Raw genomic sequence first — 15,864 nt, 5'->3', positions numbered from 1 at the left:
CCGGGCGACCGGCCCGGCTCAGATCGCGCGGGTCGCGCTATCGAGCCAGGCGCGGGTCGCTTCGTCGACGGTCGGACCGACGGTCTCTCGCACCCGGCGGTGATAGTCGTTGAGCCACTGCCGCTCGGCTTCCGTCAGCAGGCCGGTCTCGATGCAGGCGAGGTCGATGGGGGCCAGCGTCAGGGTCTCGAATTCGAGGTAGCGGCGGTCGGCGCCCGCGATTTCGACCTCCTTGACCGCCACGAGGTTCTCGATGCGGATGCCGTAGGCGCCGGTCTTGTAGTAGCCGGGCTCGTTGCTGACGATCATGCCCGGCTGCAGGGCGACCGAATTCGGCATCTTGGAAATGCGGTGCGGGCCTTCGTGTACCGAGAGATAGGCGCCGACGCCGTGTCCGGTCCCGTGATCGTAGTCGAGGCCGACCTGCCACAGTGCGTAGCGCGCCAGCACATCGAGTTGCGAGCCGGTCGTGCCCGCCGGGAAGCGGGCACTGGCCAGCGCAATGTGGCCCTTGAGGACGCGCGTGAAGCGGTCGCGCATCTCGGGCGAGGGCGTGCCGATGGCCACGGTGCGCGTGATATCGGTGGTACCATCGCGATACTGGCCGCCCGAGTCCACCAGATACAGGCTGCCTGGCTCGAGCGTGCGTTCGGTCGCCTCTGAGGCCCGATAGTGCACAATGGCGCCGTTGGCGCCGGCGCCGGAGATCGTGTCGAAGCTGAGGTCGCGCAGCTTGCCCGTTTCCTCGCGAAGCGCCTGCAGCCGGTCCGACACCTCGATCTCGCGCAGGTTCCCGGCGCCTGACTTCCGGTCGAGCCACTCGAGGAAGCGGCTGACCGCGGCGCCGTCGCGACGATGGGCGACGCGAATGCCTTCGAGTTCGACGGCGTTCTTGCAGGCCTTGGGGAGCGCGATGGGGTCGGCGTCGCGAACCAGGATCGCGCCGGCGGCCTGCAGCCGTGTCGCGGCCCAGTAGGGCGCCGTCGAGGTTTCGAGCAGGACGCGCTTGCCCATCTTGCCCAGCATGTCGAGCGCGCTGCCCAGTTCCCCAGGGGGCGCCAGGGTCACCGCATTACCCAGCCACGATACCGTGCGGTCGGGGATCTTGCGGCGGTCCATGTATAGATCGACATGGCCGTCGGCGTGGATCAGCGCGAATCCCAGCGCGAAGGGCGTGCGCGGGACGTCGCCGCCGCGCACGTTCAACAGCCAGGCGATCGAATCAGGTGCCGTGATCAGCGCGACATCGGCGTTCCGCGTCGCAAGCGCCGAGGCGATGCGCGCGCGCTTGCTCTCGCTGGTCTCGCCTGCGAATTCGACAGGATGGGGCAGCACCGGCGCGAGAGGGGCTGGCGGTCGGCCGCTCCACACAGCATCGACGGGATTGGCCTCGACGGGGACGAAGCTGCCGCCGGCCCGTTGGCAGGCGCGGGCGAAACGGTCGTAGCCGTCGACCGTCTGCAGCCAGGGATCGAAGCCGAGCTTGCCGCCCTGGGGCAAGTTGTCGGCGATCCACTGCTCGGCCGACTGTTCCGGAATCTGCATTGGCTCGAAGGCCTGGACGTCGACCTGGTCGCGGACCGCCAGCGTGTACCGGCCGTCGACGAAGATCGCCGCCCGATCGGCCAGCACGATGGCGAGGCCCGCCGAGCCGCTGAAGCCGGTGAGCCACGCCAGCCGCTGTGCGCGGCGCGGCACGTACTCTCCCTGGTGCTCGTCTGCACGGGGCACGACGAAACCGTCGAGGCCGCGCCGCTTCAGTTCGGCGCGCAGACTGGCGAGGCGCTCGCGCGGGGCCGGGCTCGCCTGCAGTCCGTCGTCGGCGGCGGCGAGTTCTGCCCGCCAGTCGGACAGCGCCTTGGTCAATTCGGCGTCAGCTGCCGGATCGACAAGCTCGACCCACTCCGGCCCGGACAGGCTTTCGGGGGCCGCCGCCACGCCTCGCATCAATTCTCCGAGCGCGGCGGGGTCGGCACCGCGGCCGTGGCGGCGGAGGAGGGCAATTACGTCGTCGGGAGCTGAGGTCATGATCGGATGGACCCTACGCGCGGCGATGGGTCCGATCAAATTGAGCAATAATATTTCGTTCGCAAGTGCGAAATGCTCGAATGAAACATCCTATGCATTGGGCGCATATCGACCTTTCGGAGTGCGCACTTATTGTTGTGCCTCAAGGCTCTATATTTGCTGGGTGCAGTGCAGCATCGACTATCGCGCCGCACAATAGAAGGAGAGACACATGATGACCCAGCCGATTCGGACCTTTGAGGATCTGACCAGCGAAACTGCGCCGGCGGGGGGAAACGCGAATACCAAGATCGGCTTCACCCTCGACGATCGCCGCCTGCTCGAACTGCGTGCCCGCTACGCGCGCGCGGAATGGCTGGCGAACGCGATGGGTGACGTGATCCTGTGGGCCGGCCGCCTTTACGATCGCGCCGTCGGCGGGATCAAGGCCGACCTCAAGCTGCGGGCCGCCGAGGCCCAGCTCCACCGCATGAGTGACCGTGAACTGTCGGACCTCGGCCTCTGCCGGGCCGACATCAACTTCGCCGTCCGTGAGGCCGCCGAGGGCGTCACCCCGGACTTCGAGCGGGCTGGCGGGCGGGTTCCTGCAGCAAACCAGAACCTGCGCCGCGCGGCGTAGCGACATTTTCGAGTAGTGTAGCGTAGCGTAAGCGTACGAGGGCCGGCGAAAGCCGGCCCTTTCGCTTTGTACTCACGTCCGGCGCAGGACCAGGCTTCGCCACCAGGCGCCACCCGTTTCGAGATCGATACGACGCTCGAAAGTGAAGCCGTGTCGCTTGTAGCCGGCGAGGATGCCGGCTGCCTGCTCGACCAGCAGCCCGCTCAGCAGCACGCGTCCTCCGGGGCGCACCGCCGCGCCGAAAGACGCCGCGAGATCGAGCAACGGCCCGGCCAGGATGTTCGCCACGATCAGGTCGTAGGGCGCGCGGGCGGAGAGCTCTTCGGCCTGCAGGCCGGCGGAGACGAAGAAGGAGCAGAGTTCCGGCACGCCGTTCAGCGCCGCGTTCTCCTGCGCGACCTCGACCGCTTCGGCATCGTTGTCGCCACCGATCACCGGCCGATTCCACAGCTTCGCCATCGCGATCGCGAGAATGCCGCTGCCGCAGCCCACGTCGACGGTATTGACCGTCTCCGCCGGATCGAGCGTCGCCAGCAGCTCCAGACAGCCGCGCGTGGTGGCATGCGTCCCCGTCCCGAAAGCCAGGCCGGCATCGATGCGCAGCGGAAGCAGGCCGGCGGGGCGGCCTTCACTCACGTGCGACGGGTGCACCCAGAAGGGCCCCACGGCGAAGGGTCGGAAGGAGCGCTGGTTCTCGGCCACCCAGTCGATGTCGGGCAGCTCTTCCCAGCGCCAATCCGGCGCGTCGAGGCCGAGTGCTTCTGCGGCGGCGTCGATCGCCGCCTCGACCAGCGCCTCGTCACCCTCGCCGAAAATGTCGATGCGCCAGGGACCGTCGCGCGAGATCTCGCAGCTCGCGACGATGAAGCCTTCCTCGCCCAGCCGTTCCTCCAGGAGGATTTCCCAATCGACGCGCTGCGCCGCCGGCGCGACGAAGCCCGCCTTGCGTACTTTGCTCATGCCGGAAGGAAGAGCATGCGTTGGGGGGGCAAGTCCACGCCGACCTGGTCGCCCACGTTGCGCAATTCGCTGCCGGACTGGAACGGCGTCTCGATCAGCACTTCATTCTCGCCGATGCGCACGGCATAGCGGACGGTCGCACCCAGGAATTCGCGATGGGTGACGGGGCCTTGCAGCGACGCACTTTCCGGCACCGACAGCGAGGCGTGCTGCGGCCGGAACACCAGGCGCTTGCCGGCGGGAACCGGCACGCCGCACCGCTCGTCGAGGATGTTGGCCGAGCCCAGGAAGTTGGCGACGAACAGGTTGGCCGGGTGTTCGTAGAGTTCCATCGGCGTTCCGATCTGCTGGACCCGGCCGCCATCCAGCACGGCGATGCGGTCGCAGATCGTGTTGGCCTCCTCCTGGTCGTGGGTCACGAAGATCGTCGTGAGGCCGAGCCTTTGCTGCAGCGACCGCAGCTCGCGCCGAACACTGACCCGCATCTTGGCGTCGAGGTTGGACAATGGCTCGTCGAGCAGCAGCACCTTGGGCTCGATGGCAATGGTGCGCGCCACGGCCACGCGCTGCTGCTGCCCGCCCGAGAGTTGCGCCGGCCGACGCTCGGCAAAGGCGGAGAGGCCGACCAGGTCCAGCGCCTGCGAAACCCGCCGGTCGATCTCGGCGCGCGGCAGGCGGCGCTCCTCCAGCCCGAAGGCGACGTTCTTGGCCACCGTCATGTGCGGCCACAGCGCGTAGCTCTGGAACACCATGCCGACGTCGCGCTTCCACGGCGGCAGCGGCGCCACGTCCTGTCCATCGAGCAGCACCTTGCCGCTCTGCGCCTGGGCGAAACCCGCGATCAGCCGCAGCAATGTGGTCTTGCCGCAGCCCGAGGGGCCGAGGAAGGCGAAAAACTCACCGGGCCGGATCGAGAGGGCGACGTCCTTCAGCACGTGGGTCGCGCCGTAGGAGAGGTTCACGCCCGTGATCTCGATGCCCACGGCCCGGGCCGGCTTCGACATGGTCATGTCCGTCATATATCCATGCCCCGCGCTCGTTGCGAGCGATCGACCGCGAGCTGCGACAGGCCCATGCAGACCGCCACGATGAGCACGGCGATCACGCCCATTGCCGCGCCGGCGCCGCGTCCCGCCGGGGTCTGCATCAGCACGTAGAGGCCGTAGGCCAGCGGCGCATCCGAATTCGACTGGACCAGGATCAGCACGGCCGACAACTCGACCGCGGCGGTGGCGAAGCTGGTGACGAATCCTGCCAGGAGCCCGCCGGTCATCAGCGGGATCACGACGCGCCGAACCGTGCGCGCCTTGCTGGCCCCGAGATTCTCCGCGGCTTCCTCGAGCGAAACCGAGATCTGTTGCAGGGCCGCATAGGCGGCGCGCAGCGCATAGGGCAGCCGGCGGATGGCGATGGCCAGCACGATCACGATCCAGAGGGTTGCGAGCGGCGTGCCGTCGGGCAGGCTGACGCCGTAGAAGGCGCGCAGATAGCCGATGCCAAGCACGACGCCGGGCACTGCGAGCGCGGTACTGGCGGCCCAGTCGAGCCATTGCCGGCCGGGCAGGCGCGTGCGCAGGACGAGATAGGCGATCGTGCCGCCGATCGCGACGTCGATGGCCGCGGCGAGGCCGGAATAGAGCAGAGTGTTCTTGATGTAGACCGAGCTGTCGCCCAGCACGCGCGCGTAATGCGCCAGCGTGTAGCCGTCGGGCAGCGGGCTGAACGACCAGACCGTGGCGAAGGACAGGAGCACCAGCCCGACATGCGGCGCCAGGACCAGTGCAAGGATCAGGATCACGACGGCATAGGCCAGCACCTTCTCACGCGGCTTCAGCTGCCGCCGGGCGAGGCCGCCGCCGCCGCGCTGGGTGGTGGCGTAGTCCTTGCCCTTCATGACCAGCGCCGTCGCCCACATGGTCGCCACCGCGACGAGGATCAGCACCACGGAGATGACGTAGCCCATCGGATCGTCGATGCCGATCGAGGTGATGCGCAGATAGGCCTGCGGCGCCAGCATCTCCTTGACGTTGAGCAGCAGCGGCGTCGCCACGTCGTCGAACACCTTCACGAAGACCAGGCTGGCGCCGGCGATGTAGCCCGGCAAGGCCAGCGGCAGCGCGATGCGGCGGAACAGGCGCAGCCCGTGCGAGCCCAGGTTCTGCGCCGCCTCCTCCATGCTGCGGTCGATGTTGCGCAGCGCCGCCGAGAGGTTGACCAGGATGAACGGGAAGTAGTGGATGGCCTGCAGGAAGATGACGCCGTTCAGCCCTTCCATGAAGCCGATCTTGAAGTCGAACCATTCGTCGAGCAGCAGGTTCACCGAACCGTTGCGACCGAACAGGAGCTGCATCGCCACGGCGCCGACGAAGGGCGGCATGATCAGCGGCAGGAAGCCCAAGGTCTGAACCAGCAGGGCGCCGCGGAACTCGAAGCGCGTGGTGAGATAGGCCAGCGGCAGCGCCAGCACCGACGCCCAGACGACGGTCATCCCAGACACGTAGACCGAGTTCCAGAACGAGCGCACGAACAGGTCGGTGCGGCCGAAGTCGAGGAAGTTGACCAGCGTCAGCCCGCCACCGCCCTTCTCGGTGAAGGCGACGTAGACGACGGTCGCCACCGGCACGATCAGGAAGACGCCGAGGAAGAGCGCGATCGCGAGCGCCAATGCGATCTGGCCGGGGGAGCGACTCATGCGCCTCCCCATTCACATGGGGAGGTGCCCCTGTCATCAGGGGCGGAGGGGTCATATGCGGTGACCCCGGACGCGGTGACCCCTCCGCCCGCGTGAGACGCGGGCACCTCCCCATGTGAATGGGGAGGCAGGTGATTTGCAGGCCGCACTAGCGTGCCAGCTTCAGCGCCTCGTCGGCCTTGGCCTTGGCGGCGGCGTACTTCTCCTTGGCGAAGGCGGCCCATTGCTGTTCCAGCTCGGCCTGGCGGGCCGACTTCTCCTTGCCACCGCTGAACGCGGCCTTGATCTCGGGCGAGGCGGCCTGGGCCTCGGTGATTGGCATGGCAGCGATCAGGTCGCGCGCTTCCTTGGCGAGCGCGCGGGCCTGGGCATTGTCCTTCTTCTTCAGTGCCGCATCGACTTCATGCAGCACTTTGGTCGCGGCCTTCAGCGGCTCGAGTTGGAAGGTGATGAGCTGGTCGAACAGCGTGTCGACGGCCGCCGTGCGCTTTTCCGACAGTTCGGCGTTGAACGTCAGCAGCCCCTGGAGGTTCTTGTCCTTGAAGGGGTTGGGATAGTCGGCCGGCGCCTTGGCGTAGGTCTCGGGGCGCACGGGCAGGCGGCGGATCGTCGGTTCGAGCAGCACTTCCTGGCCCGCGGGCGACAGCAGGAACTCGATGAAGGCCTCGGCGCCCGCCTTGTTGGGGGCGTTGGCGACGACGCCGACATTGGCCGGCACCAGGGTCGTCACCGACGGATAGACGAACTTCACCGGGAAGCCCGCTCCCTGCGAGGAGAAGGCGAAGAAGTCGATCACGATGCCGTAGCCGACCTGGCCGGAGTTCACGGCCTCCGGCACGCCGAACGAGCGATCGGTCACGGTGCGCAGGTTGCCGGCGATGTCCTTGGTGGTGCGCCAGCCCTTGTCCCAGCCTTCACCCTGCAGGATCGTCTCGATCGTGAGATGCGTCGTGCCCGAACGCGACGGCGCCGAGATCGACACATGGTCGAAATAGGGCGCCTGCGCGAGGTCCTGCCACTCCTTCGGCGTCGGCAGCTTGTTGGCCTTCACATAGCGCTCGTTCCACATGATGCCGTAGCCCGAGGCCGCGAAGCCGGAATAGAAGCCGTCCTTGTCGTTCACCGGATAGGAACCGACCTTCTCGGCGATACCCGTCGCCTTGGGTTTGTACGCCGACAACAGCTTCTTGCCCTTCAGCACCTCGAAGGCGTCGGGCGCGGAGGCCCAGAACAGATCGACCTGGTTGTTGCCCTTGGTCTCCTCGATGAACTTCACCCCGGCATTGGTGTTGCGGTTTTGCACTTCGAGCGTTGCGCCGGGCACGGCCTTCTCGAAGGCCTTCTTGATCGGGTCGGTGACGTCCTTCGAGAACGAAGTGACGACCGTCACCTTGCCGGTTTGCGCAAATCCGGTACCGGAAGCCAGCACGAGGCCGAGGGCCGAACCGAGGACAAGGGCAGAGCGGCGGAACATGGCGTTTCTCTCCTGTGTTTCTTGCTCAGGCAGCTTCGATGAAGCTGTCGAGGACCTTCTTGGGGCCGGCCTTCTCGAATTCGATGTCGAGCTTGTTGCCGTCGACGGCGACGATAAGACCGTAGCCGAATTTCTGGTGGAAGACGCGCTGGCCGATGCTGAGATCGACCCGGTCGCCTTCGGTCGCGCGGCGATCGTCGGCGGTCTCGTCGCGATAGCGGGTGCGGCGGCCGGTGACGCCCAGGCTCTCGTATTCGAAGCCGCTGGCCTGGTCGCGCAGGCCGCCATGGTGCCCGGCGGAATAGGTCGCGTAGAGACCGGCATCGCTGCTCTGGGCGAGCTGGGCGGGCGGCAGCTCGCGCAGGAAGCGCGACGGGATCGCGGCCTGCCACTGGTTGAAGACCCGGCGGTTGGCGGCGAAGGAGACATAGGCCCGCTTGCGCGCGCGCGTCAGGCCGACATAGGCCAGCCGACGCTCCTCCTCTAGACCCGCAAGCCCCTTGTCGTCGAGCGCGCGCTGGTTGGGGAACAGGCCTTCCTCCCAGCCCGGCAGGAAGACCGTGTCGAACTCGAGGCCCTTGGCGGCATGCAGCGTCATCACGCTCACCATGTCGGTGTCGTCTCGCGATGCCATGTCGGTGAGCAGCGCCACGTGCTCCATGAATGCCGGCAGCGAATCGAATTCCTGCAGCGCGTTGATGAGTTCCTTCAGGTTCTCCAGCCGGCCCTCGGCCTCGGGCGACCGGTCGATCCTCAGCATGTCGGTGTAGCCCGACTCGTCGAGGATGGTTTCGACCACCTCGACGTGGCTCATGCCGTCGAGCATCGCCCGCCAGCGTTCGAAGTTGCGGATCAGGTCGCCCAGCGCCTTGCGCGGCCGGGCCTTCAGCTCGTCGGTCTCAAGCGCCCGCCGTGTCGCCTCGAACAGCGAGATCTTCTGCGTGCGCTGGATCAGTCGCAGCGTTCGCAGCGCCGATTCGCCCAAGCCCCGGCGCGGCGTATTGTAGATGCGTTCGAAGGCGAGGTCGTCGTCGTGCTGGATGGTGACGCGGCAATAGGCCAGCGCGTCGCGGATTTCCTGGCGCTCGTAGAAGCGCGGCCCGCCGATCACGCGGTAGGGCAGGCCCATGGTGATGAACCGTTCCTCGAACTCGCGGGTCTGGAAGCCGGCGCGCACCAGGATCGCGATCTGCGAGAGCCTGTGCTTGTCGCGCTGCAGCGCCTCGATCTCCTCGCCGATGGTGCGTGCTTCCTCGTCGCCGTCCCAGACGCCGCGCAGCGAGATGCGCTCGCCCTCCTTGGCGTCGGTCCAAAGCGTCTTCCCGAGCCGGCCCTCATTGTGGGCGATGAGGTGCGAGGCGGCGGCCAGGATGTGCGGCGTCGAACGGTAATTGCGCTCCAGCCGGACGATCGTGGCGCCGGGGAAATCCTTCTCGAAGCGCAGGATGTTGCCCACCTCGGCGCCGCGCCAGCCGTAGATCGACTGGTCGTCGTCGCCGACGCAACAGACATCCTGCGTGCCCTGCGCCAGCAGCCGCAACCAGAGATACTGGGCGACGTTGGTGTCCTGGTACTCGTCGACCAGGATGTGGCGGAAGCGGCCATGATAGACCGCCAGAATGTCGGGATGCTTCTGCCACAGGGTGACGCAATGCATCACCAGGTCGCCGAAATCGACGGCATTCACCTCCGCAAGTCGCTCCTGGTACTGGCGGTAGATGTCGGCCGCCCGGCCGCCCGCGAATTCGCCGGCTTCGTCGGCGGACACCTTCTCCGGCGTCAGGGCGCGGTCCTTCCAGCGCTGGATGATCCCGGACAGGATGCGTGCCGGCCATTTCTTGTCGTCGATCCCCTCGGCCTGAAGCAGCTGCTTGATCAGCCGCGTCTGGTCGTCGGTGTCGAGGATCGTGAAGTTGCTCTTCAGCCCGATCAGCTCGGCATGGCGGCGCAGCACGCGCACGCCGATCGCGTGGAAGGTCCCGAGCCACATCCCGTCGGCGGCGCCGCCGATCAGGCTCGCCACGCGGTCGAGCATTTCGCGGGCAGCCTTGTTGGTGAAGGTTACGGCCAGGATCTGCGACGGACGGGTCTGGCCGGTGATCAGCAGATGGGCGATGCGGGTGGTCAGCACGCGCGTCTTGCCAGTGCCGGCGCCCGCAAGGACCAGCAAGGGCCCTCCCGTGTGGGTGACGGCCTGGCGCTGCTCGTCGTTCAACCCTTCGAGATGAGCCATGGACGCAACGGCGCGCCGCGCCGGCGTGGGGGCGGCCGGGACGGGGTCGTCGGTGATTTCGAACGGATCGGCGGGAGGCGCCATGACCGTCATATAGCAATCGGGGCGGCGGACGCCTATCTTTGAGACTGTGGACGCGCTTGGTGCGCGCGGAGGTGTGCGGATGGCCCGAGGGTTGAACGGTTCCGCAAACGGTGCCGGCCATTGGCCGCCACCCGGCGAAGAGGGCGTGGTCGCCCGCACGCCGGGAAGTGGCTCGAGCCTGCCGCCGCTCGTTTCGGCGGCTCTGCCGGCCGTGGTCGGCGTCAGGACGACGATTCCGGAGACCCGCCGTTCGGCCCAGACTTTGGGCACGGAGCGTGAAGGTCACGGCATCCTGGTCGACGATGAAGGGCTGATCCTCACAATCGGCTACCTCATCATGGAAGCCGACACGGTGAAGATCACCGACATCGACGGCAACGAACTGCCCGCCCGCATCGTCGGGTACGACTACGAGAGCGGCTTCGGTCTCGTGCGAACGGTGACTCCGATCGCGCAGAAACCGATGGCATTCGGCGACTCCGATTCCCTCACCCTCCGCAGCGAGGCCCATGTCGCGGGCCTGGGGGGCGAAAAGGCGGCGCTGAAGGTCAAGGTCGCCGGCCGCCGCGAGTTCGCCGGCTACTGGGAATACCTGCTCGACAATGCGATCTTCACGGTGCCGGCCTATCCGTTGTGGGGTGGCTCGGCCCTGATCAGCCAGGAGGGCGAGCTGCTGGGCGTTGGCTCGCTGCTGGTGCAGGAGGCCCTGGGTCCGGGGTCGCCGGCGTTCCCGGGCAACATGTACGTGCCGATCAACCGGCTGAAGCCGATCTTCGACGAACTGGTCGCCACCGGCCGGCTGTCCACGCCCCCGCGCCCATGGCTGGGGCTCTATACGGTCGAGCACATGGGCCAACTGGTGGTTGGTGGCATTTCCGACGGCGGTCCGGCCGACCGCGCCGGGTTGCAGCGAGGCGACATCCTGCATGCCCTGAACGGCGAAGTGCTCGACGATGTTGCCGACTTCTACCGCAAGCTCTGGGCGATCGGCCCCGCCGGTTCGGTGGTGAAGCTCCGGTTGGAACGCGACAACGATACGTTCGACGTCACCGTCCGCACCGGCGACCGCGGCAGCTATCACAAATACGGGTCCGACTGACCGGAACCGCGAACCGGCCTGTGAATAGCCACGCTTTGACTTCGCGCCCGCCCGCTGCCTAGGTTCAAGGCAACTGGAACGGGGGATATTGATGGCCAAGGCGTTTGCTTCGCAGGCGGACATGACGGACAAGAAGATCACCTTCAGCCGTCTCTCCGAACACGCCTATGCCTTCACCGCGGAGGGTGATCCCAATACCGGCATCGTGATCGGAGACGACGCGGTCATGGTGATCGACGCCCAGGCGACGCCGAAGATGGCGGAGCAGGTCATCGAGCGCATCCGCACCGTCACCGACAAGCCGATCAAGTACGTGGTGCTGTCGCACTACCATGCCGTGCGCGTGCTGGGCGCCAGCGGCTACGCGCCCGAGCACATCATCTGCAGCGAAGCCACGCGCGAGATGATCGTCGAGCGCGGGGCAGAGGACTACAAGTCGGAGCTGCAGCGCTTTCCGCGCCTGTTCCAGGCCGCGGAGACCATTCCGGGCCTGACCTGGCCCACCATCACCTTCAAGGACCGCATGACCCTGTGGCTGGGCAAGCTGCAGGTCGACATCATCCATGCCGGCCGCGGTCACACCAAGGGCGACACCATCGTCTGGCTGCCCGAAGAGCGGACCCTGTTCAGCGGCGATCTCGTCGAATACGGCGCCACGCCCTATTGCGGCGATGCCCACTACAAGGACTGGCCGGAGACCCTGCAGAAGCTGCGCGACCTCAAGGCCGAGGCGTTGGTGCCCGGGCGTGGCGACGCGCTGATCGGCGAGGGCCCCGTCGAGGAAGGCATCGCCGGAACCCAGGCCTTCCTGAGCGACCTCTACAAGGTCGTGGAGAAGAGTGCCGGGGCCGGTGACTCGCTGAAGCAGGCCTACGACAAGGCAATGGCGACGCTGCAGCCGCGCTACGGCAACTGGGTCATTTTCGAGCATTGCATGCCATTCGACGTCAGCCGCGCCTACGACGAAGCCAAGGGGCTCGACCATCCCCGCATCTGGACGGCCGAGCGCGACATCGAGATGTGGGCGGCGCTGGAAAAGGGCGCCTGACGATGCCTTCATGGGAGCGCGCCACTCCAGTGGCGCATCATGAGCGCCACTGGAGTGGCGCGCTCCAATGAGTTCCTACACCTATCGTCACTACGAGTACCGGAGGCCGCCTGAGCTCGATGGCGGCAGCGAGCGCCGGCCGGTTGTGATCGTAGGGGCCGGCATGGCCGGGCCGACCTTGGCGCTGGCGCTGGCGCAACGCGGCGTGCCGTCGGTGGTGCTGGACGAGGACGACACGGTGAGCCTGGGCAGTCGCTCGATCTGCCAGGCCAAGCACAGCCTTGAAACCTGGGATCGCTTCGGCGTCGCGACCCGCATGGTCGAGAAGGGCATCACCTGGGAGCAGGGTGAGCTTTACCTTCACGACAAGCCGGTCTTCCGCTTCAACCTGCAACCGGAGCCGGGGCACAAGTTCCCGGCCTTCGTGAACCTGCAGCAGTATTACGTCGAGGAGTATCTCTTCGAGCGCTGCCTCGCCGAGCCCCTGGTCGAGATGCGCTTCCGCAACAAGGTCGTCGGCATCACCCCAGGCCCTGACGGCGTCGCCGTCGAGGTCGAGACGCCGGACGGCCGCTACTCGCTCGACGCCGAATGGCTGGTCGCCTGCGACGGCGTGCGCAGCACCGTCCGCCATCTGATGGACCTGCCCTATCCCGGCGAGGTCTTCCACGACCGGTTCCTGATCTCCGACATCCGGCTGCTGAGCGAATTGCCGAAGGAGCGGCGCTTCTGGTTCTACCCGCCGTTCCATCCGACCAATTCCGTGCTGCTGCACCGCCAGGCCGACGACGTGCTGCGCGTCGATTTCCAGCTCGGTCCCGACGCCGATCCGGAAGAGGAGAAGAAGCCGGAGAACATCGATCGGCGCCTGCGCCAGATGTTCGGTCCCGAAGCGCGCTGGGAACACGAATGGACCAGCGTCTACACCTTCACCTGCCGCATGATGGAGCGCTTCGTCCACGGCCGGGTGCTTTTCGCCGGCGACGCCGCGCATGTCGTCTCGCCGTTCGGGGCGCGCGGCGGCAACGCCGCCATCGCCGATGTCGACAACCTCGCCTGGAAGCTGGCGATGGTGCTCGGCAAGACCGCTCCGGTGTCGTTGCTCGACAGCTATTGCAGCGAGCGTCGCGCCGCGGCGCGGGAAAACATCCTGAACTCGACCCGAAGCACCGACTTCATCACGCCGAAGTTTCCAGCCTCGCGGGCGTTCCGTGACGCAACGCTTTCGCTGGCACGCGACTTCCCCTTTGCGCGCGCGCTGATCAACAGTGGCCGCCTGTCGGTGCCGACCGTCCAGCCGGACTCGCCGCTCGATACGGCGGATACCGATACCGACTGGGCGCGCGGGCCGGGACCCGGGCGGGCGATGCTCGACGCACCGATCGGCCGGGAGGGAGAGGGCTGGCTCATCGATCGGCTGGGCGCGGACTTCACGGTGCTGACCTTTGCCGATTTCGATACGCCGGTACCGGATTTTCCGGCCGGGGCGACCGGCATCCGCATTGCGGGCGACGGGCTGGCGCGCCAGCGCTACGATGCGCGGCCGGGGACGACCTATCTCATTCGTCCCGACCGATACGTCGCCGCCCGCTGGCGCCGCTTCGACGGCGCCGCGATCGTCGCGGCGATCGGGCGGGCGACTGGCAACGGCTGAGGAGACCACCATGGCCGACACCTCGACGGGTGCGTTGCGCCGCACCTTGAACCTCGCGCGCCCCGACGACGTCTATAACGCGATCGTCGATGCGCATCGTGATCTCAGCGACGAGCAGTGCCGCGCCTTCGACGCGCGGCTGATCCTTCTGCTCGCAAACCATGTGGGCGACGAGGCGGTGCTGCGCGAGGCGCTGAGGGCCGCACGCGAGACGATGGAGGAGGCATGAAGGACACGCTCAAGGGCCGGTTGGCGCTGGTCACCGGTGCGGGCCGCGGCAACGGCGCCGCCATCGCGCGCGGTCTGGCGGCCGCGGGCGCTCGCGTCATCGTCACCGACGTCGATCTGGAGGCCGCGCGCGCGATTGCCGACAGCATCGTCAAGGCGGGCGGCGAGGCGCGCGGCCATGCGCTCGACGTCACGGACGAGGAAAGCTGCGCCAAGCTCGCGCAGGACATCTCCCTGCTGGTCGGCCCGATCAGCATCCTGGTCAACAATGCCGGCATCTTCCTGCGCGGCGGCCTGACCGAGCCGGATGGCCGGGCGCGCTGGGAACGCACGATGGAGGTGAACGTCCAGGGACCGTTCAATGTCACCATGGCCTTCATCGAGCAGCTGAAGCACACGAAGGGCAGCATCGTGAACATCGCCTCGATCAACTCCTTCGTCGCGCCGGCCGGCAGTGGTGTCTATCCCGTCTCGAAGGGCGCACTGGCCCAGTTCACGCGGGCGCTCGCGACCGAGCTGGCGCCCGACGGCGTGCGGGTGAACGCGCTGGCGCCGGGTATCATCGCCACGGCGATGACGGAGGTGACGCGTGCCGATCCGAAGAAGCTGGACGGCTTCCTGGCGCACGTGCCGATGAAGCGCGTCGGCCAGCCGGAGGAGCTGGCCGGGCCGGTGGTGTTCCTTTGCTCCGAGGCCGCGAGCTACATCACCGGCGCCATCCTGCCGGTCGATGGAGGCTATCTTGCCGTCTGATCTGCAGAAGCTGGTGGTGCGACCGGCGACGATCGCGGACGTCGACACGCTGCATCGTTTCTCGGTCGATCTCGCGACCTACGAGGACGAGCCCGACGCCGTCGGCTCGACGCCTGAGACCCTGGCGCGCGACGGCTTCGGCGAGAACCCGCAATTCGCCGCCCTGATCGCCGAGCGCGGGACCAGGCCCGTGGGCTTCATTCTCTACACGTTCAACTACTCGGTCTGGACCGCCGCCCGCGGCATCTTCATCGAGGATATCTGGGTCGTGCCCGAGGAGCGCCGCGGCGGCGTGGCCCGCGCGCTGATGCGGGGCCTCGCCCTCGAATGCGCGGCCAAGGGCTACAAGCGCATCGACCTCAACGTCCTCGACTGGAACCCGGCGCGCGGCTTCTATGAGCGCCTGGGCTATCGCTGGATCCGCAACTGGCTGCCCTATCGCCTGAGCGGCGAGGCGCTGGCCGCGCTCGCTAGCTCTTCTTCGAAAGACCCATGACGCGGCCGGCCTTGGCTGGCTTGGGCAGAACCTTGTGGGTCTCCCAGATCGCGTCGAGGCGCTCGGTCACCGGGACTGGCCACGGTGCGGAGCGGCGCGATGTGTAGTCGATGTTCATCAGGATCGTCTCGTTGGTTGCCGCCAGATAATCCTGCTCGGAATGGTACATCTCGTGGAAGAGATGGACCTTCTTGGCGTCGCGCCCGAGCAGCTGGGTGGTGAAGCGCATCGGCGCGCCCTCGCGCAGCTCGCGATCGTAGGTGACGTGGGTCTCGAGCACGAAGGTCATGCCGAGTTTGCCGTCGACGTAGCGGCGGCCCAGTCCCATGTTGCGCATGAAGGCACCGGAGGCCTGGTCGAAGGCGGTGACATAGAAGGCCACGTTCATGTGGCCGTTCCAGTCGACCCATTCGGGAAGGACGGTGGAGCGGTGGGTGTCGAGCGGGGCGCGGGTGATCAGTTCGGGAAGTTCGTACGGCAGGGACTGAAGCATGGA

At 67.2% G+C, this 15,864-nt stretch carries 14 protein-coding genes; 7 read left to right on the top strand and 7 right to left on the bottom strand.

The genetic code is table 11. From position 1 onward, the window contains the following. Positions 1–18: 18 nt before the first annotated feature. On the bottom strand, positions 19–2,028 hold the full coding sequence (locus tag Q0Q48_RS17850) for an aminopeptidase P family protein (RefSeq protein ID WP_295140311.1): 2,010 nt from the start codon (positions 2,026–2,028) through the stop codon (positions 19–21). Between the two features lie 211 nt (positions 2,029–2,239). On the opposite strand from Q0Q48_RS17850, the gene Q0Q48_RS17845 reads away from it, so the two are divergent. Continuing rightward, entirely contained in the window at positions 2,240–2,647 is a 408-nt protein-coding gene (locus Q0Q48_RS17845) for a DUF1127 domain-containing protein (RefSeq protein ID WP_295140308.1), read from the top strand. Between the two features lie 72 nt (positions 2,648–2,719). Here Q0Q48_RS17845 and Q0Q48_RS17840 read toward each other — a convergent pair whose 3' ends face one another. The 5 genes from Q0Q48_RS17840 to Q0Q48_RS17820 form a co-directional block, all read right to left on the bottom strand. Next, positions 2,720–3,607 (bottom strand): 50S ribosomal protein L11 methyltransferase, encoded by an 888-nt coding sequence (locus tag Q0Q48_RS17840; protein ID WP_295140305.1) that lies wholly within the window; start codon positions 3,605–3,607, stop codon positions 2,720–2,722. Further along, entirely contained in the window at positions 3,604–4,617 is a 1,014-nt protein-coding gene (locus Q0Q48_RS17835) for an ABC transporter ATP-binding protein (RefSeq protein ID WP_295140303.1), read from the bottom strand. The genes Q0Q48_RS17840 and Q0Q48_RS17835 overlap by 4 nt, the downstream gene beginning before the upstream one ends. Positions 4,618–4,622: 5 nt before the next feature. Continuing rightward, positions 4,623–6,299 carry an iron ABC transporter permease gene (locus Q0Q48_RS17830; protein WP_295140300.1) on the bottom strand — a complete coding sequence of 559 codons (1,677 nt, stop codon included), beginning with the start codon at positions 6,297–6,299 and terminating at the stop codon, positions 4,623–4,625. Between the two features lie 148 nt (positions 6,300–6,447). Next, positions 6,448–7,773, bottom strand: coding sequence for an extracellular solute-binding protein (locus Q0Q48_RS17825; protein ID WP_295140297.1), 1,326 nt, complete (start codon positions 7,771–7,773; stop codon positions 6,448–6,450). A 25-nt stretch (positions 7,774–7,798) separates the two neighbouring features. Next, positions 7,799–10,090, bottom strand: coding sequence for an ATP-dependent helicase (locus tag Q0Q48_RS17820; RefSeq protein WP_295140295.1), 2,292 nt, complete (start codon positions 10,088–10,090; stop codon positions 7,799–7,801). A gap of 79 nt (positions 10,091–10,169) precedes the next feature. Between Q0Q48_RS17820 and Q0Q48_RS17815 the strand changes: the two genes are divergently transcribed. From Q0Q48_RS17815 to Q0Q48_RS17790, 6 genes are all read left to right on the top strand, one after another. Then, positions 10,170–11,189: a S1C family serine protease gene (locus Q0Q48_RS17815; RefSeq protein WP_295140292.1), complete on the top strand. Its 1,020-nt coding sequence runs from the start codon at positions 10,170–10,172 to the stop codon at positions 11,187–11,189. 91 nt (positions 11,190–11,280) lie between these two features. Then, positions 11,281–12,237 (top strand): MBL fold metallo-hydrolase, encoded by a 957-nt coding sequence (locus Q0Q48_RS17810; protein ID WP_295140289.1) that lies wholly within the window; start codon positions 11,281–11,283, stop codon positions 12,235–12,237. Between the two features lie 67 nt (positions 12,238–12,304). Continuing rightward, positions 12,305–13,891 (top strand): FAD-dependent oxidoreductase, encoded by a 1,587-nt coding sequence (locus Q0Q48_RS17805; RefSeq protein WP_295140286.1) that lies wholly within the window; start codon positions 12,305–12,307, stop codon positions 13,889–13,891. 10 nt (positions 13,892–13,901) lie between these two features. Next, entirely contained in the window at positions 13,902–14,120 is a 219-nt protein-coding gene (locus Q0Q48_RS17800) for a DUF2783 domain-containing protein (protein WP_295140284.1), read from the top strand. Beyond that, the gene (locus Q0Q48_RS17795) at positions 14,117–14,872 is read left to right on the top strand and encodes a glucose 1-dehydrogenase (protein WP_295140280.1); all 756 of its coding nucleotides are present in this window, start codon (positions 14,117–14,119) and stop codon (positions 14,870–14,872) included. The genes Q0Q48_RS17800 and Q0Q48_RS17795 overlap by 4 nt, the downstream gene beginning before the upstream one ends. Next, on the top strand, positions 14,862–15,368 hold the full coding sequence (locus tag Q0Q48_RS17790; RefSeq protein ID WP_295140277.1) for a GNAT family N-acetyltransferase: 507 nt from the start codon (positions 14,862–14,864) through the stop codon (positions 15,366–15,368). Before Q0Q48_RS17795 ends, Q0Q48_RS17790 begins: the two co-directional genes overlap by 11 nt. Here Q0Q48_RS17790 and Q0Q48_RS17785 read toward each other — a convergent pair. Continuing rightward, the gene (locus Q0Q48_RS17785) at positions 15,343–15,861 is read right to left on the bottom strand and encodes a thioesterase family protein (protein WP_295140275.1); all 519 of its coding nucleotides are present in this window, start codon (positions 15,859–15,861) and stop codon (positions 15,343–15,345) included. The two genes, Q0Q48_RS17790 and Q0Q48_RS17785, sit on opposite strands and share 26 nt — an antisense overlap. Positions 15,862–15,864 lie beyond the last annotated feature (3 nt).

This window comes from uncultured Reyranella sp. (assembly GCF_945957355.1).
Taxonomy (GTDB): Bacteria; Pseudomonadota; Alphaproteobacteria; order Reyranellales; family Reyranellaceae; genus Reyranella.
Note: the sequence above shows the minus strand (reverse complement) of the source record. Positions and strands in the feature narration are given on the sequence as shown.